This window comes from Pedobacter punctiformis (genome assembly GCF_027213715.1).
Taxonomy (GTDB): domain Bacteria; phylum Bacteroidota; class Bacteroidia; order Sphingobacteriales; family Sphingobacteriaceae; genus Pedobacter; species Pedobacter punctiformis.
Genome location: NZ_JAPWGM010000002.1, coordinates 64,559 through 88,009, shown reverse-complemented (window position 1 = coordinate 88,009; position 23,451 = coordinate 64,559). Strand labels below are relative to the sequence as shown.

Sequence of the window (23,451 nt, the reverse complement as noted above, 5' to 3'; positions counted from 1 at the left end):
TCCGGCCTATGTCAATCAAATTGATTCTTTAATGACAAAATCCTATGAAAGAGGTTTATTCAACGGAAATGTTCTTGTTGTTAAAAATAATAAACCTATTTATCAAAAATCATTCGGTTTTACAGACGAAACGAAACAAATTACTTTAAATAATCAAGCAATATTTAACATTGGCTCTATCGCTAAGGAATTTAATGCTGTTGCGGTAATGATTTTAGTTGAACGGGGCATTCTTAATCTTGATGACCCGATTTCAAAATTTAATTTGGGATTACCAAAATGGGATAAGAAAGTGACGATAAGACATTTGATTAATTATGCGAGTGGTATTCCTAAAGTGGAAAAATTCTTGCCTAAAAATGACGAAGAAACTTGGATTATTTTAAGAAACAATGATCAATTATTTTTTGAACCGGGAACTGATTATATGTATGAAAATAGCAATGTGTTTTTGCAAAGAAAAATCATTGAAAAGGTAACCGGAATGTCATTTGAAGAATTTGTCATTAAAAATATAGTGAAACCATTGAAAATGACAAATTCGGTGTTTGATCCAAAATTGGGTTATAAAAATCGAACGTCTTGTTATGATATGGACAATGTTCGATGCCCGGAATTGGAGTTTTTTAGCGGCTGGCTTTGGGTAGGTATCAATGATTTGTACAAATGGATTGATGCGATGAATAATAATCGTTTAATATCAAAAGAATCTTTTCAAACTTTATTGAATAATCCATACGCAAAAGACAAAGGCGGATCACTTGGAATGTACTTTGAAAAGGATGAATTGCAAGTACACAATGGCATATCGTATAAATTTGAGTCCATTTTCTTAAACGATTTAAAAAATAATCTGACGATAATTCTGCTTTCTAATAATCTAAACAGGGTTTGGGATTTAGGACATAGCATTCATAACTTAATGCTAGGAAAAGACTACGAAACTCCTAAAAAATCTATTTATCAGGCAATAAGAAAAGAATCTTTAGCCGATGTGAATAAAGCTATAGAAAGGTACTATTTGCTCAAGAAAAATTCTGAAAATGAATACAGTTTTGAGAATCCAAGCGAGCTGAATAGATTAGGGTATGAATTATTGAGAGTTGGCAAAAATAATGAGTCGATAGAAATATTTAAATTGGCTACAAAAGAGTTTCCTAAAGATGCTAATCTGTTCGATAGTTTAGGAGAAGCTTATTTTACAAATAAGCAATACGATTTAGCATTAAATAGCTATAAAAAAGCAATAATTCTTGGTGGAACCAATGGAAATGCAGAAAAAATGATAGATAAAATCGAGAAAATGATAGATAAATAATAATTATTCTAAATCTGGAGAACTTTTATATAAAAACTGAGTATACATTTGTAATTGTTACACCTCAGAATTTATTTAGCTGAAAAGTAATTTGATGAATAATTCTTTTACAAAATTCACTTCAATTTTAAAAATGTAATTGAATCATTTTTAATTCTATTACTTTTGTTACAAAATGAAACAAAAGATCTCTTTATTTATAATCGTTTTATTCATTAGTTGTTTTAGCGTTTTTGCACAAACAAGTAAACTGAATTATAATTTTACGATTTATAATTCAGGGTTACCCAGTAATACAATTTATAAAATACTTTGTGATAAGGACGGAAAGTTATGGTTAGGTACTAATAAGGGGGCAGTTAAATATGATGGTAATGTGTTTAAAACTTTTGACACATCAAATGGAATGGCCGCCAACAACATAGTCAACCTCTTTTACCAGCCAAAAGAGAATATAATGTGGCCATTAACTTATAACTCCAAACTAATCAAGATCAATACTAAATCAGATGGCATTATCAATTTAAAATCGAAAGAAAAAATAGTGGGCGCCATCATGTATGGTTACAAGAGCAATAATTCAATCAATTTTATAACAGCAGGGCAAAATATAAGTCTTCAGGGTAAAGAGATTAAGGCAAATAGATTAGAAAGTAATTTTTTTACGGATTACCTCAATACCAATCAAACCCCACTTCCTTTTTTTTATAAAAATTTATTCAATATCCTTAGTCATGCTGATATTACAAAGAATTTCTCCTTAAATAAAAAAAGGGTTTTCGCAAAAAACAGTACCAGACTGGGGAAGTACGGAACTATTTTATTAAAAAATAACATATTCATCAAGCAGCAAAATAAAATCTACCAGCTTTTGGATATTAACTCATTTATTAAACATCCTGATTGTTTTATTGTAGATTTAGAAATAGTTGATTATTCATTATACCTGGCCATAAGTGGAACTGATGGAGGATTATACTACGCAAAGGATTTTTTTAAAAATCCAAAAAATGCAACATTTAAATTAATAAGTGAAAAAGGAAGCAGTTTCTCTGTTTGTAAAGACAAGGTTAACAACATTTGGTATACCATTAACGGAAAAGGGTTAAATGTAATTACCCAGCCGGATTTAAGTCCATATGTTTATTCCCTATTAAAATTAGACAATATTGAAGGTTATGATCAAATCAGATCGATAAATGATAGCTTAGTCGCAATTAACAACTTGTTGGAAAGTAAATTTATTTTGCTTAACACCAATAAGTACGATATAGAACCACAAAACCAATTATCGTTAAACTTAGCTAAAACCGGTTTTCTCCGGACGTTTTCCAATCTTGCTAAAAAGTTAGAAAAAGACATTTCGCACGATGCTAAAGTTTTTTTCAATAATAACAGTATTGAATATTATACGGATGAAAAATCGAAAAAAATACTGATAGATGTACCTGCATCAGCAATCAGAAAAGGCGATTATTACCACGACAAGGTAATCTTTTCTACCGCCGATGACAGTGTTTACGTATTAAATAAAGAGACAAAAAAAATTGATTTGAAACGATCATTAAGCCCATTGGGGACTATTAATGATATTTATTTCCACAATGATAGTTTAATATTCTTTTGCACCACAAAAGGAATATTTACTTCGGCTATTCCTTTTAAAAAAATCCATAAGTTAAGCAGTAAAATTGTCAACAAGATATTGGTAAACGATAATCTTATTTATTTTTTAGGAGACGATGGATTAAGTTATTCAAAATATAATACAAAGGATAAAATTGAAACCATATTTAGCCCTGCTTTTTTCACAAAAAGGTTCTCAATAATAGATTTTGATTTAACTAAACATAATATCCTCCTCTTAACAGATGTAGGATTTATGTCTTTAGATAAAAAAATAATTGATCAAAAACCAACTCCTATAAAAGTCAATCTGGAAAAAATTATACTTAAAGACAGTACTATATATGTAAACAGTAATTTAATTGAAATTGAGAGCGGGAAGTCGAGTCAAATTAATTTTCTTGTTCAGTTTTTAAATCCGGAAAATAACAGTTTCGTTAAAGAGTATTCATTATCGACTACAAGTGATAACTGGATACCTTTTAAAGATAATTCCTTTCTGCAGACAAACATAAGTCCTGGTAAATATATTTTAAAGATAAAAGCCATTAGACCAGGAAAAAATGAGGAAGCCATTATTAAATATGAAATTATAATTAAACCTTCATTTTGGCAAACCGGCTTATTCCTCACTTTATTAATTGCATTTTCAGTTATTATCGTTGTATTAATTACCTCATTAATATTAAAAAGTCAGGAAAAGAAAACCTTAAAGAAAATAGCCTTAGAACAACACATTGCAGAAATTGAAAACCGTGCTTTTCTCAACCAGCTTAACCCCCATTTTTTATTTAATGCGTTGAATACTCTTCAGGATTATATTATCCAAAAAGACACGCATAACGGCATATTTTACCTGCAACGCCTCGCTTCCCTGCATAGAAATATATTAGATTTTCATTTAAAACCAACCATAACAGTATCAGAAGAAAAAAATTTCCTGGAGAAGTACCTATACATTCAACAGAAAAGGTTTAGTGATAAATTTAGTTTTACAATTAACTCCGACAGAGAAGCCAATCAACTTAAACTTCCGGCAATGCTGGTGCAACCAATAATAGAAAATGTGATTGATCACGGCTTTGCTAATCAGGACCCTGATAAAGAAGTAAATATTGAATTCAAAGAAAAAAATGGTTATTTACAAATAATTATTACAGATAATGGAAATGGATGTTTAGAAAAAATCTTACCTTTAAAAGAAGGCCATGCCCTGTATATTATTAAAGAGCGTCTCTACTTTATCAATATTAAAAACAATACGCATACAAACAGTATTGATTTTAAAGCGAACCATCCCAAGGGCATAAAAACTACAATTTATTTAGATTTATAAGATGAGCAAATTAAAATGTTACATTATTGATGATGAACAAAGGGCTATTAATGCTCTTGAATTTCTCTTAGATTATTATTGCAGTAAAAGTGTCGAAGTTATTGGCACCAATTCAATCTTTAATGAAGCGTTGGAATTTTTAGAGCAGAATACACCGGATATACTTTTTTTAGACATCAAACTTGGAGAAGAAACCGGGTTTAACCTCCTGGAAAAATTGGGTCCTTTGCCCGAAACGGATATTATAATTATATCTGCCTATGGAGAACATGCGTTAGAAGCTTTTAAATATGGTACTGTAAATTATCTTTTAAAACCTGTAGATCCGGAGGAGCTGGCAAAAACGATTAACAGACTGGAGGCCAGAAAACAGAAAAAACCTGTAAAACAAAGTATAGATCCAGTATCGGCTGAAAATTTCTTTTACCCAACCAGACATGGTTATTCGAGTATTAATTATAAAGATATAATTTGTTTAAAAGGAGATGGAAGTTATACCAATATCCATTTAATTGATACAGAGCCAATTATTGTAAGCAAGAATTTATTTTTCTTTGAACAATTATTAGAGAAAAGACCTGAATTTTTAAGGGTTCAAAAATCATACATAATTAACAAAAACCACATTAAGGAAATAAATAAACAAGGTGGAATTAAATTGATCATGAAAGGTGATATTCATGTTCCTATTTCCAATTCTATGAAAGATGTCGTTATGGAGATAATTGGTTATTAAAAATCCAACTCCGCTTTCTAATTAGATTAAATCTTTATTTCTAAGAAATATTTTGTAAGTGTTTAAGCAATTCTTCACGTTTACGATTGGATACAGGTATTTTTTCATTATTCTGCATTTGTAAAAAACCTTCCCGGTAATACTTTTTTACATATTGAAAATTGATCAGGTAAGACTGATGGCAACGTAAAAAACCTAAAGGTATCAGCATAGCTTCGTATTCTTTTAAACCTTTTGACACTAGTATTTCACGGCTATCTTTCAGGTAAAAAGTTGTATAGCCTTTATCACTTTGACAATACATAATATCTTCTGTATCAACAATTTCAATATACTCAAGGCTTTTCAATGCAATGCGCTTAATACCGCCAATGCCCTGTGTTAAATAGTGATTACGGGCAATTTCCAGCTGTTGCCTGTCAAAATATTCCTGTTCCCTGTGTTGGTAACACCTGTCCAGTACTTCGCCCAAAGCTGTTTCATCTATTGGTTTCAACAGATAACCAAAAGCGCCCAGGTTAAGGGCTTGTATAGCATATTGATCGTAAGCGGTGAGAAAAATCACCTGGAAATCTTCAATCCCTATTTCATTAAACAGGCGAAAACTATCTCCATCCTTTAGCCGGATATCGGCCAAAATAATATCAGGTTTCAACAGTGGTATCTCTTCAGCTGCTTTAGTTACCTCTCCTGCATGGCCAACCACCTGTAAATAAGCAAAACGCTGTACAATTTGCAAAATGTGCTGCATTATACGTATTTCATCTTCCAGAATATAAAGTTTCATTTGCATCCGTTCTAAGGTTTAATCTTTTACTACCGGTATTACTATCTGCACAAGTACTCCTTGTCCACCTGTATTTTTTTTGTCCTCAACCACAAATTTTGCCTCCAGCCCTTTTGATTTGAAAAGTACATCAAGTCTTTCTTTCAAAATGATCTGCGCCAGAGATTGTTTCTTTTGTTTAGGAATTTCTTTACGCGTTAACCCGCTGCCATTATCATCCACGTTTATAACCAGTTGATCATTTTCGACTTTAAATATAATATTCAAAATCCCTTTATGCTGAATATTCCGGAAACCATGCTCTATAGAATTTTCAACAAAGGGTTGTATCAGCATAGGCGGAATAAGTATGTTTTCTAAACTCAAATTATCATCTGCTGTTATATGGTATTCAAAAAGCCCGGTGAACCGCATTTGCTGTAACTGAAGATAGTTATCTAAAGAGGATATTTCTTCATCAAGATCAATAAAATCTTTCCGGCTCTGTTCCAAGATACTGCGTAATAATTTAGAAAAAGCAGCCAGGTACCGTAGAAATTCTCTGGTATCGCCGGAGGTTACCAATCCTTGCAGGTTGGCAATTGCATTAAAAATAAAATGTGGGTTAAGTTGTGCCTGCAACAGTTTTTGCTCTATGTTTAAACGTTGATTTTCTGACTGTAACAGTTTATTTCTTTCTTTCAGACGTTGCTGTCTGTATATTATATAAAAAAATGAGAGTACGCCTAAAAATATCAGAAATGCCAACCCAAGCGTCCATCTCTGCTGAAGGATAATTTTTTCATTAAGTACATTACGACTGTTAAGTTCTGCTATATTCCGGTCTTTTTTTTCAGTCTCATATTTTTCATGTAACTCAGCAACCTTTACAGCCTCTATTCGTTTTATTTCTTTTATTTCAAGCGCATAAGTATAATCTGCCAGACGAAATGCATTATTATAATCGCCCTTTATTTTATAAGCTTCTATCAGCCCTTTATAAGAAGCACTTTTTGGATTTCCGGGCTCATTCTTGTTTAAGAAGTCAATCGCTCCATTGTAATAATAAATAGCAGAATCCAGCTGTTTGTTGCGCATAAAGCTGGTTGCCAAATTATTATATGCAATATCATTCAGGTTATTTGTTTTCTTTAGGTAATTGAAATAAATCCTGCTGCACATCAGCGTCTTGTCATATTGCCCTTGCCGGTCATAAATCCGGGCTTCATTATCATAAGTACGGGCTATGGCCAGGCTATCGCCAATACTCTTAGCCAGGTTACGTGCTTTAACATTATAAAGCATCATTTTATCAAAATTACCCATGTCTGAGGCCAGCAAAAAGGAAATATCGTAATATCTCTGTTTAATAACCGGATGTAATTTAAACGGATGGTTTTTATAATAACGTTCAGCATATGTAAATGCTTCTCTTGTATTATCATTTTGAAAATATGCTCTTGCCAATAAATCGTAAAAAAGATAGGTAATCCTACTCTTAGAACGTTCTGCAGTTTGCATTCCTGAAAGTATCTGATTTGTCAACGTGGCTTCTACTGCTCCACTACCAAGACTATGATTCAGGATAAGAAAGTTTTTAAAAAGGGCAACATCATCATTTTGTTGCTCGTTCATCTTTTTATACTCAGCCAAAGCGCTGTCTCTTTTTTTCTCCAGATTATACTTTTTTGCCCTGAAAAAATGATAAAATGAATTGGTACTGCTATCCGGAACATGCTTAAGCAAATCATTTTCCCTGTAAATTGCCTTTTTATATTGAGCTGGTGATAATGTATCTAAAGAAATAATGAGAGACAAATAATCTTTTTGCGGAGCCACACGGGTAAGAACATGATCCCGGTTACTTTTAGGTTTTTCCTTATTTCTGCATGAAGCGGTAAATAGCAAAGTTAAAATCCAAAAAATAGCAAATACGGTTCTTACATTCATTAAACACTAAACTTTAGTAAAAAGAGTGCTGTTTTTTACAGCAAAAAGACAATATTAAAAAGATAATCAATTAAAAATGAGACTTCTAAAAAATATTTTCTATTATAAAAATTGTCTTCAAGTTACAGTAATTTAATATACCTCACAACTGTGAATTTATATTTTTTATTGCATGACTAATATTACTTTCAAATAATATAAAAACATTACCACCAATGAGGTTGATGCAACAAAAGAAAAATAAATAGCCATCTTTTTGTTAAAATCTACTTCTTTTTCTTTAGACAAAAATTTTGGCTCGTTATAAGTTCCATATCTTATTTTTAAGAAAATTATATAAAAAAGGGCCAATAACATAAAAGTACCAAAAAAAAATGCGAGTAAAATTGGAAAATTTGGTGCTCCTTTATAATTCTTTCCAAAATGCTCTACAAAAAAGTTATAAATATCTCTATGGTGCTGTAAGTTTCCAAATGCCCAAAAGAGAACAGGCATAGTAATTATGTGGAGCATTAGAAAAAATAACCAATCAGATCTGTTAAACGCTTTAAGATTCGAAGTTGCTTTCCAATGAGTTTTATTAGAAGGGCCAACGTGGAACATACTTTTTGTCGCTATCGGGTATCCCAAAAAAATAATACTACCGCTTAATATCCAGAGAAGGAATTGTTCAGCACTTGCCTTCGAATTAAAATAAGTGTCTCCGATATACACAGTTGCCAGCCAAATTATTAACAATAAAAATACTGTTGGAATTATAATTATTAATATTTTCAGTATCGAAACCTTTTTATTGGTATCCGTCATTCAGTTGTATATAATTTATTTTTCTTCCAAAATACATACATTATATGAATCATAAATATACAAATCGAAATTCAGCGGTTTCTGCTTCATATTCGTAGCATTTAAGCAAAAATCTGTTATTATTCAGCAAAACAAACAACCTATTACGAATATAGGTTCAAAAGCAACGAATATTTGAGATCAGCTGCCAAATATAAACCCACACTTGTGTGACTTATGTTTAAACACGAGTTTAGCTTCATCACGAATATGATATATGATGATATCGTATTGTGAATACATCTAAAATCAATTATTTATTTACCAAAAAATGAAAAAAATGAAAAAGTTATTTTTTACAGGCGCAATTGCGCTATCGGTTGCTCTTTTTGCAACAAATGAGGCAGATGCTCAAAGTAAAAACTTAAGTACAAGTTTAGAAACATTAGTTACAAACACAGCTAAACCAGAAGCTGATTTAAGCCAAAAACCTATTATTCAAACAGATACACAGGCAAGAAGAGGCCCCTCATATTGGGTTCAGCTGTTCAATGTTTATCTTGATGTTTATTTGAGATATGGTTATTCTGCAAATGACGCTATAGATAAAGCAGAGCAGTCAGTATATCGCGAAATTGAAATTTACTACGGAGTAAATTTATAGTAAATGCCTGCAGTAAAAAAAGAAGCGGCTCCTCCCATGCAGCTTCTTTTTTTTGTTCTTAAACTTCTGTTAAATTAATATTAGCTGAATTAATTAAATTTTATTCAAGTTAAATCAATTATCAAATCCTATTAAAAGAACGATTTTTTTAAATAGTCGTTTACTTTTTGGTAAATATGGGACACTTTACATCAAAATTTCAATTCGGCATCTCAATTATGCCTCAATCCTATTTACAAGTTCAAAACAAGGGATATTTATACCTTATTCCTTTCAAATAATGGATAAAATGTTGCAAATATGGATTCAAAGATGACGAATATCAATCTGGTAATTCTTTTTCAGGGAACACTGTTATTTTTGAATGCAACAGGTAATGGAAAATAATCAGAAAATATCTACAGGCAAAAACCAATTTAAGCAAAAGAACGTATTTCTTATTGTTGGTGTAATTGCAATCGTTGCCCTTGCTTTGTATTTTATGACTCTCACAAAAGAAAAATCACTGACTACAGCAAAAAATAATGTTCAGAATACCATTCAAAAAACAAATATTATTAGTGACAGCATGAGTACTAAAAAAGTTTTAACAAACGATATGGATTATGAACCGCATGAAAGAGATGAACCTTATACTGAAAGTTACATTATAGAGCCAGTTAAGTCTGGAACGGTGACTTTTAAATTTGGTGATAAAATATATGTTGACAATCACCGATCCAATAGTCAGGAAGTTGTATTTTATTTAAATGATCCCCAAAAAGACGTATCAGATCTTAGATGGTATACTATTAATGCATCAACCGTTATTCCTAATTATCAATTTGATGAATACCGAAAAAATTTTTCTCTTCCCTCCTTCGCCAGCCTGGATATGAAAACTAAAAAGCTGCTGCTTTCTGAAAATTATAGTGAGGGTATAAACTATACAATTACTCAAAATACAGACAGAGCAAAAAGAACCATTTGTTATGGTGATTTTGATGCAGATGGTAAAAACGATCTGGCCATTATTTTGGATAATAACGAAAAACAATGCAGCCGCTTATTAATTATTTGCACCAACGTAGTTACAAATGAAAAGTATCTGGCTTTTTCTGAAAATTACTCTGATGAGATAAAAATTCATGCGCTTAAAAAAAGAACAAGAATTATGATGAACAGAGAAAGCCTTACGTCGACACCTGTTGATGGCATTATGATGTATGGTGAAGATGTTAAACTGGCCATCATTTACAATAAACAATTGCAGCAGTTTAAAACATATTATCAGGAATAATAAATATATTGAACTTGAAAATAGTATTAATTTGATGAATAAATTTAGGCTAATTTATATCCTTATATTGATGAGTACCTCATCTTCTATTTTGGCACAACAATATAATTCTACTTTTTTAGATAATGAAGAATGGAATTGGATACAAGGCAATACTGCTGCTGCCGGAGGTATAACCTGGCAGTTTTTTAAAGATAATAACTTTAAAGCTGTCCATTGGTATTCTGGTGGGGCATATTGGAGACACCTTTATGAAGGTACCTATCATTATGACCCACAGACAAAAACCGTTTATTTAAAGTATAAAAAGAATACCAAATTACCTTTGATAACGAGAAATCGTTGTATTCAAATTTTAGATAATAATGTTGATCCAAATAATGATTCTGTTGTTTTTTATGATGATTGGGAAAAACGAAAAGGTGTATATATCCCATTGAAAAAAGGAAAAATCGCAAAAGAACAAATCTCAGCATTACCAGACCGCCTAAGTAGCAACATTAATTTAAACGTGTCTTCAACCTTTAAGAGAGGAAAGATACCGGCTACAAAACTTTAATTTTTTATAAAAATGAAGTTCACTAAAATATTGATATTTAATATTTTAACAGCACCAGCAGTAATATCAAAATAATTATGAAAACCTATCAATATCTTGAAATAAATCCTGCAAAAGGCATCCTGTTTGCCTTAGCTTATATAACTATTGTTGTATTTGCAGCTTCATTGATTTGCGGAGGCTTTTATAAGCTGGCCGATGCTGTAAATAACTTTGGCGGCACAAAGATAATTGGTCTTTTTACCGGTATTGTTTGTCTGTTACCAATCTTCCTGCTTATTAAGTTTCTTTATCCTAAAATACATATTTCTACCCATGACAATCAGCTTATTATCAGCCGTAAAAATCACCCTGATAAACTTATAGGCTATAATGATATTACTTCAATAGCTTTAAACGCGGAGAGAATAAATACGCTTACCCTCTATGGAACAGCAAATGAGATTCTGTTTAACATTCATCCATTTAATAATCCTCATATTCTCAATCAGATCGCAAAGGATATTACCTCTAAAAGTCCTTTTCAGAAAACCACGGAGCAAAAGAATTTATTTAAAGAAAGTTATGATGCTATTATTTACAGGCGCAGATAAATTTGTGTAAAAAATTTAAAAAAAGTATCTCTACTAAAACACCAATCAATAGAAAGTTAAATGATTAGATACACTATTAACCTTAACAGCTATAAATCTGTTAAAAATGAAGGTCAATTTTATTTGATGCAAAAATTATGGCTAGAAAAAAATTATTAAGTCAGTATCATCCATTTTTGTATTTCTTGTCAGTTTGGCTTCGCCGGTTACAACGTTATTTTTATTGGCATTTTGATGGCAAAAAATATGCAAAACAAAAATCAGGTGATAAACTGGCTTACCGGATTAAAAAACACCAGTCGGTTCTGTTAAAAAAGCTGGGTGAGAATCATATGCAGCTTCAAATAAACAAGGTAACTAATTTAAAAATAGCGGCTAAACGCATTAATGGTATTGTAATAAATCCTGGCGAAACATTTTCCTTTTGCAAACTGGTAGGCTTGCCTGCAAAGCGAAAAGGTTATTTACCGGGTATGGAACTATCTTTCGGAGAAGCCAGGGCAGGCATTGGTGGTGGTATTTGTCAAATCGCTAATCTAATCCACTGGTTAGTTATACATAGTCCATTAACGGTAACAGAACGTTATCATCATTCCTTCGATCCGTTTCCTGATGATGGACGGGTACTGCCCTTTGGAAGCGGCGCTACTGTTTTTTACAATTACCGAGATTATCAGTTTACTAATAATACATCATATACTTTTCAAATTAACCTTTGGTTTACCGAGAAATGTATTGAGGGAGAATTATGTATAAACACAGCATTGGATTATGCCTACCATGTGATAGAAAAAGATCATAAATTTCTGAAAATCGATGGACAATTCTTCCGAAAAAACGAAATATGGAGACATAAAGTACTCAAATTCAGAGGGGGTGAAATTGTAGATACCGAATTGATAACTAAAAATTTTGCCCGTGTAACCTACACACCCGAAATTTATGAAGAACAATTAAATGAAAGAACGATTTAACAATTGCAGATATTTTAATCTAAAACAACATTAAAATTCATGTATAAAGCAAAAACCATATCCAGTGTGTAACAAAACCTGATCCAGGATTATCTTATTTTACAAATTCATTTATAATAAAGTCGTCAAAAAATGAAATCCGTCATAATTAAGCCTCAAAATGAAATACTAAAAAAGTACGTTCAATATTTTCTTTTTTTTGAGAAGACGGATAACCGCATTTTAAACTACACTACTTTTCCTAACAACAATATTTGTCTGGCTATTTATAAACAAAACGAAGTTAATTATAGAAATCAATCTGATGTAAACAATTGCATCATCACAAAGGGAAGCAGAAACTTTATCAGCAGAATTTATGGGTTTCATAAAACACCTTTTAGAGTCGATATTAATTCTTGCTTAGATCAGATTTGCATCATCTTTTATCCTTCTGCTTTAAAAGTTTTTACAGCAGCGTCCTATAAAGATTTAATAAGTTCTGACACTATATTTAACGAAATATTTTCTACAAATAATTCTTATTCACTCGAACAGCTTTTCGACCTTAATGATTTCGAAAAAAGAGCAGCATATTTAGAAAATGTGCTCTTAAAAAACTTAAAAGATGAAAGCATTCCAGCAAAACTAAAAGAGGCACTATATATAATTGCAGAAAACAGTAGTAATATCAATTTAAGCATAGAAACGCTTACCAAAAAGCTTGAAATCAGTGACTCTACCCTATTTCGTCTATTTGATAATCATTTGGGGCAAAATCCTAAATCTTATATTAAAACGCTGCGTTTTAGAAAAGCACTAAATGAAATTCTTAACCGTAGAAACTCATTTACAGAGATTGCGTATTTAAATCAATATTATGACCAGGCTCATTTTATAAACGATTTTAAAACATTTTCCGGCCATTCACCAAAAAATTTAACCGGACAAATCTCAGTTCAACAAAATGACTTAGCCTGGATTTTCAACAAGGATTGTCCGTGAGTGATTTTTACAATTTCAGCATTATAAAATCTGGTTATTTTGTTCAAAAAAATTTGAATAAAAATGAAAATAAGGATTATCATGCTGGCTGCACTAATGTTATTAGGTTCGCAAGTATTAATGGCACAAAATACCTGTGGTTGTAAAAATGCACTACAGAACATTATTAAAAAAATAGAAAGTGAATATCCAGGACTGGAGGAAAAGACCAAAGACAAGCTTTTATATAATAGTTTCAAAGAACAAATACTTAAAGAAGCAACATCGGCTAATGAAACCCAATGTCTGGAAATTTTGCAAAAATATACCGCCTTTTTTAAGGATCGACATATTTGGGTTGTACCTAACGAAATAAGCAAGCCGACAGAAACAAATTCATTGGCCAATCAATCGCTCAACATCAACCTCAAAAGTTTTAAAGAAGATGTTTTAAAACGTCCAAATGAGTTTGAAGGGATATGGAAAGACGAAACTTACGAAGTTGGAATAAAAGAAGTTGATGCAAATGAATATGTTGGTTTCATTATCAAAGCCGATCCAAAGTATTGGAAACCTAATGAAATTAAATTTCGTTTACATGCAAATGGAAATTATGAGTATTATTTACAAGATCGTTCTGTTCAGAAAGGTACTTATAAAATACATGACAAAAGCATTTTGTATTTTAATGTGTTACGATCACTTTTTATAAGACAGTTGCCTGCAGCAAAGCTGAATACTGAACAAATAAAGGATAAAGTAAACGAAATAAACGGATTTTATTTTAAGGCATTAACGCCAAGAACCTCAATTTTAAAACTCTCAAACTTTAGTTATCAGTTTGTTGAAACCATTGAAAATTTAATAGAGAAAAATAAAATTTTACTCGAAAACAGTGAATTTTTAATTGTTGACTTAAGGGATAATGGAGGTGGAACAGATAATGCCTATCAAAAGTTGTTACCTTATATTTTAACTAATCCTGTGCGATATGTTGGGGTTGAATACTTATCTACGCCAACTTTAATTAGTAGCATGGAAACTTATAAATCGAATATAAAAGATAAAACTAAACATGCAGATGAAATAAGTGGAATGGATGAAGACCTGAAAATGCTCAGGGCTAATCCCGGAAAGTTTGTAAATACCAGAAATAAAGCCGTTGTTATTGATACCATTAATCTGGAATTAATAAGTCCGAAAGAAATTATTATTTTAACGAATAAGCACGTTGCCAGTGCCGGAGAAAATTTAATATTGGCCGCCAGGCAAAGTAAAAAGGTAAAAATTATGGGTACCCCTACTTCAGGTGTTCTTGATTATGCTTCAGCAAGATATTTTGAAATTGGATGCAGTAATTATAAATTAATGATGCCAGCCTATCGTTCTTTAAGACTTCCTGATTACCCAATTGATAACATTGGAGCGCAACCAGATATTTATTTGGATTCAAGTGTAAAAGATTGGATCGAAACCGCAAAGAACTATCTGGAGAATTAAAAAACAGTAAAGCCTCGATTTATATGGAGGCTTTACAATTATAAACTAAATAGTTGTATTTCAAAGTTAAAAGCCATTATCCCACAACCAGGTTATCTTTAGCTCCAATCTTGTTTAAAAAGTATTCATCATGAGATACAACCAAAAGTGTTCCCTTATATTGGTTAACTGCTGCAGTTAAAATTTCTATATTTTGAATATCCAGATTGTTTGTTGGCTCATCTAAAATAATTATATCAGGGGCTTGATTGCTTATTGTTAAAGAACAAAGCATTAACCGCATTTTCTCTCCTCCACTCAAGGTACTGCAGGATTTATTCCAATGCGTTTTTGCAAATAAGAATCTATTTAAGCGGATTTTAACTTCATGTTCCTGTAATGCACCTGAATTAAAGCGTTGAACTTGTTCATAAACACTTGATTCATTATTAATTAGAGAATAATCCTGATCAATATAGATGGCATTAATCGGTGCCCTTTCAATGCTTCCTGATAGAGGCTCTAATTCGCCTAAAATCATTCTTATCAGGGTTGTTTTACCAGAACCATTTAATCCTTTAATGGCCATGCGCACTCCACTCCTGATTTGAAAACTTAAATTTTGTTGCCACAACATCCGGTCTGAATAACTAAAATTTACTTGTTCTGCACTTATCAGAATTTTCCCTGAATGAAGTCTTGAGTGATCAAAATCTATCTTCATCTTATCCAAATCGGGTAATGCAGCACGCAATTGTGTAAGCTCTTGCGAAATGGCATTTACTTTCTCTACATGAACGCTCTTGATACGGGACGTACTTTTTTCTGCATTATTTTTAAGCGTATTCATAGAAATTGTTGGAAGACCTGCTTTTTCCTGTTTTTTCTTTCCACGGGCATCCAGTTTTTGCTGACGCTCTACAGATTCCTTTTCTATTTCTTTTGCTTTGCGAAGTGCTTTTTCTTTATTCTTTAAATCCTGGTCTAAAGCGTTGCTTTTAATCGACTTTTGTTCCGCATAAAATTCATAATTACCGCCATAAACTGTTATACCACCTTTATCGAGTTCATAAATCATATTTAAAAGATTAAGTAATGTTCGATCGTGGCTTACGATAACCAGGGTATTTTTAGTGGTATTTATGTAATCATAAAGCATCTTCCGCCCACTTGCATCCAAATGATTGGTTGGCTCATCCAATAAAACCACCTCCGGACGATGGATCATAATTCCGGCAAGAAAAACCTTCGTCTTTTGTCCACCACTAAGCACATTCATTTTTTCATTTAAATCCAGGCCATCAAGTCCCCAACGTGTTAACGCCTCCTGACAGCGCTCTTCAATGGTCCAGTCATCATTTAACATAACCAGGTTTTCATCCGTTACATTTCCATCTAAAATTTCCTTTAAAGCAATCAGTTTGCCCTCAATTTGAAGAGCCTGGGCAATGCTTAAATTATTAAACTGTCCAAAAAGTTGCGGTACATAATAGGGCTGAGTAATTGTTTTTATGTTTCCGGCAGATGGATTTAACTTTCCGCATAATATTTTAAGGAGCGTAGATTTGCCTGCGCCATTATTACCAATTAAGGCAATTTTTTCTTGTTTATTAATGCTAATATTTAAATCAGCAAACAACAAATCTTTATTGGGGTGTATATATGTAATATCCTGAAGAATAAGCATAATTTCTTTCTTTTTAAGATGAATAAATCAGGAGCTGAACATCAGACTCCATTATTTTTTCTGAAAGAAATTAAATATTACATGATTGGTTTCTGTTTTTATTGAGGTTGCAAAGGTAAAAATTATTTTAACCCTAAAAAAATTAATGCATTTTGAGATTATAAATAATTCATTTTTTCTGAAAAAGTACAATTATCAATCTTTAATCAAACAACTAAAATACCTTTTTTATCTTTATTTCAGTTTTTAAAATATGCTAAATATTTTATAACCAAGTGGATACTTTATCTAACATAAATTTCTTTAAAAAAGTATTGGCATGATTAATATTAATTCCTATATTTGCACCTCCTTAAACAAAAGGAATGATTCCGTAGCTCAGCTGGTAGAGCATTACACTTTTAATGTAGTGGTCCTGGGTTCGAATCCCAGCGGGATCACATAATAAGTTTAAACCAATTGTAAATCAGGTATTTGCAGTTGGTTTTTTTTTATTTCACTCCAGGTAGCCTAGCCTACCACTAAGTACCTTTATACATCTCCTTGGCTTTGGCTCAAACTCCCCCACCTTTAATAACAAGGCATTTAATTAAACCTCCTCTCATCTATCAGAAAAGCATAAACTCATTAGTGCTTACTCTCATCAGCAAAGGGAACTATCAAACTTGCATTAACTACCCTAAAAACTGGGCGTGTTTCGCTGATTAGATTTAAAGATATTTATGGGTAAAATTTGATAGAAAAACGATTTAGATATAAAAATAATGCATATCATAATTTTTACCTTATTTTATCTTTGTGGATTTTTTTTTAAGTTACTTTTAATTTCTTATGAAGAAATTTATACTTTATTCCGCACTTCTTTTTGCTTTTAATGCTGATGCACAAGATAAATCTGTGGATCTTTCCGGCTTTAAAAAGAATGGTTCAGAGGTTATTGTGGAGCAAAAAATAATTACCTTGACCTGGCCCGCAGGGAATAATCAAACCGCCAGAATGCTTATCGACCTGGGTAAAGATAACCCCTTGCTAAAAAGCATTCAGCTAGGAAAGAAAAAAGTATATAAAGAGATTGGGTCGGATTTAGATCCCGCATTCGTATTAACCGTTGGGAAACGAACTCTCGATCCATCAAGCGGCGGTTGGGATGTATTTTTTGATCGGGTTCCTAAAAAACCTTTTCACTCATACCCCGTCTCAGTTAATAAACAAGATGCTAAGGTAACTACTAATGGTCAACAAACCATCGTTAGCATTTCAGGAGCAAGTGCCGATCGATTTAAAGGAACTATTGAAATTACCTTATATAATGGAAGTCCGCTTTTCAATGTCGCTGCAGTACTAACTACCCAGATCGATTCTACCGCTATTCTTTACGATGCCGGTTTGGTAAATAAAAAAGCTTTGTGGCGCTCCATGGCCTGGGCCAATGTTCGAAACCAACTGCAACATGTAACTCCTGCTGCAACCGATACCAGCCGAAACCTTGAGGTGAAGTACAGAACTATTATTGGGGAAAACCCAGGTGGAAGTTTAGCATTGTTTCCAGCGCCTCATCAATATTTTTATCCATTGGATGAGGCTTTCAATTTGAAGTTTACCTGGTATGGAAAGAATTTTCACAAACTTATTGCTGGCTTCGGAATGGGTATCCGTCAAGATCCTTACGGCGACAATCGATATGTACCTTGGTTTAATGCTCCTCCGGAAACTCAACAGCGATTAAATTTCTTCTGCCTGATAGATCAGGGTAATGCTGATTCAGCCCTGGCCGAAGTAAAGAAATTTACTCATGACGATGCGTACAAAGCAGTTCCAGGGTATAAAACACTAGCCACACATTTTCATAATGAGTTTATTTCTGAAGTTGCACTCTCCGGAAAACCTATTCCAGAAAAACCTGAATTTGTAGACGTGCTCAAAAAGCATGGATTGGATATTGTAAAACTTGCAGAGTTTCATGGTCCGGGCCATCCAAAAGGACCAGACAAGGATCGTCTTAACGAACTTAGTACCTTATTTGAACAAACCAAACGATTATCAGACAATGAGTTCTTACTTTTACCGGGCGAGGAAGCAAATAATTTCTACGGTGGCCATTGGTTGGCCTTTTTTCCAAAACCCGTGTATTGGGTAATGTCTCGTAAGCCAACCGAAGCTTTTGTTACTGAAGACCCTAAATTAGGAAAGATATATCATGTGGGAAACAAAGATGAAATGCTAAAACTCCTTGAAATGGAAAAAGGACTGGCGTGGACGGCTCATGCACGAACGAAAGGATCAACAGGGTATCCTGATGCATATAAAGATCAAACTTTTTTTAAATCCGATACCTTTTTGGGAGCAGCCTGGAAAGCTATCCCTGCTGATTTATCTATTCCAACACTTAGTCAACGGGTACTTAAGCTAATGGACGATATGGCGAATTGGGGATTGAAAAAACAGGTAATCTCAGAATCTGACATTTTTACAATTACTCATCAGAACGAAATGTATGCCCACCTTAATGTCAACTATCTTGAGATGGACAAATTACCTAACTATGAACAAGGCTGGAAAAGCGTATTGGATGCGATGCGCAATGGAAAATTTTTTGTATCTACGGGCGAAGTACTCATTCCGTCATTCAATATCAACGGTAAAAAATCCGGACAAACACTAACGCTACCAAAAAATGGAAACGTTAAAGTAAAAATAACTCTGGACTGGACTTTCCCAATGAAGTTTGTAGATGTCATATCTGGAGATGGTAGAGAAATTTATCGGGAACGCATAAATTTAAATGACACACAGGCTTTTAACAAAAAAACATTTAGCTGGCCAATTAATTTAACCGGCCGTAAATGGGTAAGGCTTGAAGCCTGGGATATTGCTGCTAATGGCGCTTTTACACAAATGATTTGGATAGACAAGTAAATTGCAAATTATATTGGGATCAAAAAAGCCACTCTTCGGAGTGGCTTTTTTAATTTACATGCGTTGAGATTCTTCGTAATTCGGTCCGTACAAAGATGGTACTCCATTTCCTGTAGCTCTTAGATGAGCAATAAGCTCACCACGGTGATGATACAAATGATTATAAAGAAATCCTCTGATTACTTGAATTTTGGGCATAGGTGGCATTATTGGACTGCCGCCCATAGACATCGTCCAGGTGTTCATATATTTTGATTCATCTGAACTTTCAACTACAGCCTTAGCTTTAGCTACATTTTCTTCAAATTTTTGCAAAATATTGGAAGCCTTGCTGGTATCTCCTTTATCATACTGGTAAGTTCCCATATCAAATTCATCCTGATTGAAAGTGGCTTCATACCAATTATACACTTCTGCGATATGTGATGCCAATTGGGCCACAGACCAAAGGTGTGGCTGTGGACGATATTCCAGCGCACTGTCTGGAATCATGGCCAATAATTTTCGGGTATTTTCTGCTTCGTGCAAAAATTCACCAAGTAACGCTTGTTTCATCATATTTTGTTGTTTTATTAGTTATTAATCATAGGTTTATACTTATTCCAGTTATCTCCTATTATCCAAATATTCACTGCAAAGAAAACGCCTGCAATAGCCAATCCGGAAGGCATAAATACAGCATTATGTACCATAATCCCCACCATTACTGGAAATATGACAATAGCGCCCAACGGCCTTGTTTTTGGGATGATAAATAACAGTCCACCGATAATTTCAACCAAACCTACCAAAGGCATCAACCATTTAATGGCAACAATAGCTTCGGAGAGTTTTTGCATTTCTGCATCCATAGGCGGCATGGGCATATAATGCAGAAATTTGTCCAAACCCGCATTGATAAACATCAAACCGAATAATACACATAGAATTGTTTTTACGATTTTCATATAAATTGATTTGTTTTAAGAAATTTAAAGAATATTTTTTTAACGTGGAGCAATTATTATTTAATTCTTTATCAACACCACTTTTTTGTTTAAAAATTTATTTAATATTTATAAGTAAGAGTATATCCTCAGCATGCCAATCCAACCGATCATATCAATACTAAATAAAACAAAAGTATTTATTTATTCCAAAATTTCTTATTATTAGTCTTCCTATTAATCTGATATTGTATGTCGAATAAGCAATTTCTTATTACCTGCATTTGGGTTTCACCAGTTGTCTTTGCAGCGATTACCCTTATTACCTATAAAAATGATCTTGACAGCGACGGATCAATGGAATTGGGCGCTCCTTATACATTTTACCAAAAAAGCAGTGGACTTTATATCGATACTGGCGAAATGGGAACTGTATCTTCTTTTGAAAAACCCAATCTGCTATGGGACATTTTATTTGCGGTCATAATATCCATAACACTGGTAGCAATATGGGCCTGGTTTAAAAAAATAAAGTGCAAAAGGCATCTAAATTAAAGTCTTAAATTCCCTACCAGAGCGCATAAAGTAAATATATAGACTATTGATTTTTTAATATAATCTGGTCTAAGGTGTCACAGACAAAGAATTTTCAAAAATTTGAAATTAAATCCAGAACAGGTTTAGTTCTGTTTGCCTTAAAAAACGAGCTGTTTGTTTTGTAAAAAACAGATAGCTTTTATATTTTGATTAGTGTTTAAACTCTTTAATGTCGACAATTCTATTATCATCGGCATTTTCTTTTAAGAAAGAAGTTCCATTAACATTTTTATGCCAGTTATAATTGCTTTGGATATTCTGAAAAATACGGATTGAATCACTTATGATTTTTGAAGAAACCGGTAAATTAAATACTTCGTTAGTCAGATAATTTACCTGATATAGTGAAGATGGCGTTAAAAAAACTAGTGTAGACTTATCGGGAGAATTCAAAAAGTAGGAACCCTGAATGCGTTCATCTTCACGTTGCCTTTTTATCGGATAAACCTTACCATTTACAATAGTGATTAAAAAATCGTTATTTATAACATAACTACTACGTCTTTGTTCTTCAAGGCCTTTGGTATATTTTAAATCTTCTTTCCCATTAGATGGTCTGTTCAGGCTAATTACTTCCGGGCTTCCATTTTTAAGGGAAACAATATAAAAAGGTGCTACCACTTTATTACCCGCCAGCTGAACAAGCACTGCTGTTTCCTGTGTATTGATAAATTGAGCCATCGAAAAATGATCAGCTGTTTTTTTATCCTTTGCATTTACCTGAATTGACAAAACGGTATCCTTAAACTTAATACTGAATTGCTGACCATCAGGTTTATTTGTTGAGTCAGATTTAAAAACACTTAATACATCTTCTTTCTTCTTAGGAATTTCGTTAAAACTTTCACTTACAACAAATGCTCTTGCCGTATAGGTTTTCTCTTTTTTTTCTTTTTCTTGCTGACAACTCAATAATACTACGGAGAACAGGATTGCGCACAACTTTAATTTCATAAATACAATAACCTAAATTTTCGGCTAATTTAAAGTCTTTATTGATACCAAGTTCAAAAAAATAAAGAAAATTAGTCTGAAACGAGCCACTTAAATAAATGAAGCACTGTACAATTTGGCAATAAAACTGTAGTTTTAAACTTTGTTGTTCGCCACATGGATTTTCAGCAAACCAATCATTTTAAATCAAACAATTAAACGTGAAAAGGATCAATTACCTGATATATGTCCTATGGATAAGCGCTACCCTTTGTTCCTGTAAACAACAAAAAGGAACTTCTACGGTTACCGATGCCAAACACGAATTCAATAAAAAAGTAGCCCTTTGCTGCGAATCAAATATCCCTTCGAGATTTAAACCAGCCTTAGCTGCTGCAAATGATATAAAAACCACAAACTCCAATCATGAAAACATGGTTTGGGTAAACGGTGGTGACTTGATGATGGGCGGTGATAATAAACAGGCTTCGGCCGATGAATATCCTAAGCATAAAGTAATTGTAAAAGGTTATTGGATGGATCAAACAGAAGTAACCAATGCCCACTTTAAAAAATTTGTGGATGCCACAGGTTATAAAACAACCGCTGAACGTAAACCAGACTGGGAACAACTGAAAAGACAAGTTCCTCCGGGCACACCAAAACCTGATGATAGTTTACTTGTAGCAGCCTCATTGGTTTTTAAATCTTTAAAATCGGCTGTATCCTTAAACGATTATTCGCAGTGGTGGAGCTGGGAAAAAGGTGCAGACTGGAAGCATCCTCATGGACCAAAAAGTAATATAAAAGGAAAAGAAAATTATCCGGTAGTGCACATTTCTTTTGAAGATGCAATGGCTTACTGCAAGTGGGCAGGCAAGCGCTTGCCTACTGAAGCTGAATGGGAATGGGCTGCACGAGGAGGGCTTAAAAACAATATCTATCCATGGGGAAATGAATCTGTGAATATTGGAAAAGTTAAAGCAAACTACTGGCAGGGCAATTTCCCATATAAGAATCTTGTTCAGGATAAATTTTACTATACTTCGCCTGTAAAGTCATTTAGTGCCAATGGTTATGGATTATATGATATGGCTGGAAATGTTTGGGAATGGTGTGCTGATTTTTACGACAATCAGTATTATAAAATGGTAAACCGGCCTGAGGGTGTAAAAGATCCAAAAGGACCGGCTATTTCTCACGATCCTGATGAGCCTTATGCAAGTAAACATGTGATAAGAGGTGGCTCTTTTTTATGTAATGACAGTTATTGCTCAGGTTATCGTGTTGCCAGAAGGATGAAAACTACGGAAGATAGCAGCATGGAACATTTGGGTTTCCGTTGCGTACAGGATAAATAAAG

At 33.0% G+C, this 23,451-nt stretch carries 20 protein-coding genes and 1 tRNA gene; 14 read left to right on the top strand and 7 right to left on the bottom strand.

Annotated elements, in window-relative coordinates; all coding sequences use genetic code 11:
- Window positions 1-31 precede the first annotated feature (31 nt).
- From O0955_RS06185 to O0955_RS06175, 3 genes are all read left to right on the top strand, one after another.
- Window positions 32-1,318, top strand: coding sequence for a serine hydrolase (locus O0955_RS06185; protein WP_269426673.1), 1,287 nt, complete (start codon window positions 32-34; stop codon window positions 1,316-1,318).
- Window positions 1,319-1,493: 175 nt separating this feature from the next.
- Window positions 1,494-4,280, top strand: a complete 2,787-nt coding sequence (locus tag O0955_RS06180) for a sensor histidine kinase (RefSeq protein WP_269426672.1) — start codon at window positions 1,494-1,496, stop codon at window positions 4,278-4,280.
- 1 nt (window position 4,281) lies between these two features.
- Complete coding sequence (locus tag O0955_RS06175; RefSeq protein ID WP_269426671.1) at window positions 4,282-5,016, top strand: LytR/AlgR family response regulator transcription factor; 735 nt, start codon at window positions 4,282-4,284, stop codon at window positions 5,014-5,016.
- Between the two features lie 40 nt (window positions 5,017-5,056).
- Here O0955_RS06175 and O0955_RS06170 read toward each other — a convergent pair whose 3' ends face one another.
- The 3 genes from O0955_RS06170 to O0955_RS06160 all read right to left on the bottom strand — a co-directional run bounded on the left by O0955_RS06170 (window position 5,057) and on the right by O0955_RS06160 (window position 8,539).
- Window positions 5,057-5,803: a LytR/AlgR family response regulator transcription factor gene (locus O0955_RS06170; RefSeq protein WP_269426670.1), complete on the bottom strand. Its 747-nt coding sequence runs from the start codon at window positions 5,801-5,803 to the stop codon at window positions 5,057-5,059.
- An 18-nt stretch (window positions 5,804-5,821) separates the two neighbouring features.
- Window positions 5,822-7,732, bottom strand: coding sequence for a histidine kinase (locus O0955_RS06165; RefSeq protein WP_269426669.1), 1,911 nt, complete (start codon window positions 7,730-7,732; stop codon window positions 5,822-5,824).
- Between the two features lie 165 nt (window positions 7,733-7,897).
- A complete protein-coding gene (locus tag O0955_RS06160) occupies window positions 7,898-8,539 on the bottom strand; it encodes a hypothetical protein (protein ID WP_269426668.1) in 642 nt (213 codons plus the stop codon).
- 319 nt (window positions 8,540-8,858) lie between these two features.
- On the opposite strand from O0955_RS06160, the gene O0955_RS06155 reads away from it, so the two are divergent.
- From O0955_RS06155 to O0955_RS06125, 7 genes are all read left to right on the top strand, one after another.
- Window positions 8,859-9,182, top strand: coding sequence for a hypothetical protein (locus O0955_RS06155; RefSeq protein WP_269426667.1), 324 nt, complete (start codon window positions 8,859-8,861; stop codon window positions 9,180-9,182).
- A 376-nt stretch (window positions 9,183-9,558) separates the two neighbouring features.
- Window positions 9,559-10,461 (top strand): hypothetical protein, encoded by a 903-nt coding sequence (locus tag O0955_RS06150; protein WP_269426666.1) that lies wholly within the window; start codon window positions 9,559-9,561, stop codon window positions 10,459-10,461.
- 34 nt (window positions 10,462-10,495) lie between these two features.
- Window positions 10,496-11,020 carry a hypothetical protein gene (locus tag O0955_RS06145; protein WP_269426665.1) on the top strand — a complete coding sequence of 175 codons (525 nt, stop codon included), beginning with the start codon at window positions 10,496-10,498 and terminating at the stop codon, window positions 11,018-11,020.
- A 77-nt stretch (window positions 11,021-11,097) separates the two neighbouring features.
- The gene (locus O0955_RS06140) at window positions 11,098-11,613 is read left to right on the top strand and encodes a hypothetical protein (RefSeq protein ID WP_269426664.1); all 516 of its coding nucleotides are present in this window, start codon (window positions 11,098-11,100) and stop codon (window positions 11,611-11,613) included.
- A gap of 137 nt (window positions 11,614-11,750) precedes the next feature.
- Window positions 11,751-12,587 carry a VanW family protein gene (locus tag O0955_RS06135; protein WP_269426663.1) on the top strand — a complete coding sequence of 279 codons (837 nt, stop codon included), beginning with the start codon at window positions 11,751-11,753 and terminating at the stop codon, window positions 12,585-12,587.
- 132 nt (window positions 12,588-12,719) lie between these two features.
- Window positions 12,720-13,571, top strand: a complete 852-nt coding sequence (locus tag O0955_RS06130) for a helix-turn-helix domain-containing protein (RefSeq protein ID WP_269426662.1) — start codon at window positions 12,720-12,722, stop codon at window positions 13,569-13,571.
- Window positions 13,572-13,634: 63 nt separating this feature from the next.
- Window positions 13,635-15,050 (top strand): S41 family peptidase, encoded by a 1,416-nt coding sequence (locus O0955_RS06125; RefSeq protein ID WP_269426661.1) that lies wholly within the window; start codon window positions 13,635-13,637, stop codon window positions 15,048-15,050.
- 76 nt (window positions 15,051-15,126) lie between these two features.
- Here the strand turns inward: O0955_RS06125 and abc-f are convergent, their stop codons facing one another.
- Entirely contained in the window at window positions 15,127-16,716 is a 1,590-nt protein-coding gene (gene abc-f, locus O0955_RS06120; protein WP_269426660.1) for a ribosomal protection-like ABC-F family protein, read from the bottom strand.
- A gap of 367 nt (window positions 16,717-17,083) precedes the next feature.
- On the opposite strand from abc-f, the gene O0955_RS06115 reads away from it, so the two are divergent.
- Both O0955_RS06115 and O0955_RS06110 read left to right on the top strand, forming a co-directional pair.
- Window positions 17,084-17,156: transfer RNA gene (locus O0955_RS06115), tRNA-Lys, on the top strand.
- 391 nt (window positions 17,157-17,547) lie between these two features.
- Window positions 17,548-19,632 carry a CehA/McbA family metallohydrolase domain-containing protein gene (locus O0955_RS06110; RefSeq protein WP_269426659.1) on the top strand — a complete coding sequence of 695 codons (2,085 nt, stop codon included), beginning with the start codon at window positions 17,548-17,550 and terminating at the stop codon, window positions 19,630-19,632.
- 54 nt (window positions 19,633-19,686) lie between these two features.
- Here O0955_RS06110 and O0955_RS06105 read toward each other — a convergent pair whose 3' ends face one another.
- Together O0955_RS06105 and O0955_RS06100 are read right to left on the bottom strand one after the other, a co-directional pair.
- Window positions 19,687-20,190 (bottom strand): DinB family protein, encoded by a 504-nt coding sequence (locus O0955_RS06105; protein ID WP_269426658.1) that lies wholly within the window; start codon window positions 20,188-20,190, stop codon window positions 19,687-19,689.
- A 14-nt stretch (window positions 20,191-20,204) separates the two neighbouring features.
- Window positions 20,205-20,579, bottom strand: coding sequence for a DoxX family protein (locus O0955_RS06100; RefSeq protein WP_269426657.1), 375 nt, complete (start codon window positions 20,577-20,579; stop codon window positions 20,205-20,207).
- Between the two features lie 231 nt (window positions 20,580-20,810).
- Here O0955_RS06100 and O0955_RS06095 point away from each other — a divergent pair, with 231 nt between their 5' ends.
- Window positions 20,811-21,113 (top strand): hypothetical protein, encoded by a 303-nt coding sequence (locus O0955_RS06095; RefSeq protein ID WP_269426656.1) that lies wholly within the window; start codon window positions 20,811-20,813, stop codon window positions 21,111-21,113.
- A 192-nt stretch (window positions 21,114-21,305) separates the two neighbouring features.
- Here the strand turns inward: O0955_RS06095 and O0955_RS06090 are convergent, their stop codons facing one another.
- Entirely contained in the window at window positions 21,306-22,109 is an 804-nt protein-coding gene (locus O0955_RS06090; protein WP_269426655.1) for a hypothetical protein, read from the bottom strand.
- 200 nt (window positions 22,110-22,309) lie between these two features.
- Here O0955_RS06090 and O0955_RS06085 point away from each other — a divergent pair, with 200 nt between their 5' ends.
- Window positions 22,310-23,449 carry a formylglycine-generating enzyme family protein gene (locus O0955_RS06085; RefSeq protein WP_269426654.1) on the top strand — a complete coding sequence of 380 codons (1,140 nt, stop codon included), beginning with the start codon at window positions 22,310-22,312 and terminating at the stop codon, window positions 23,447-23,449.
- The last annotated feature ends 2 nt before the right edge of the window (window positions 23,450-23,451 follow it).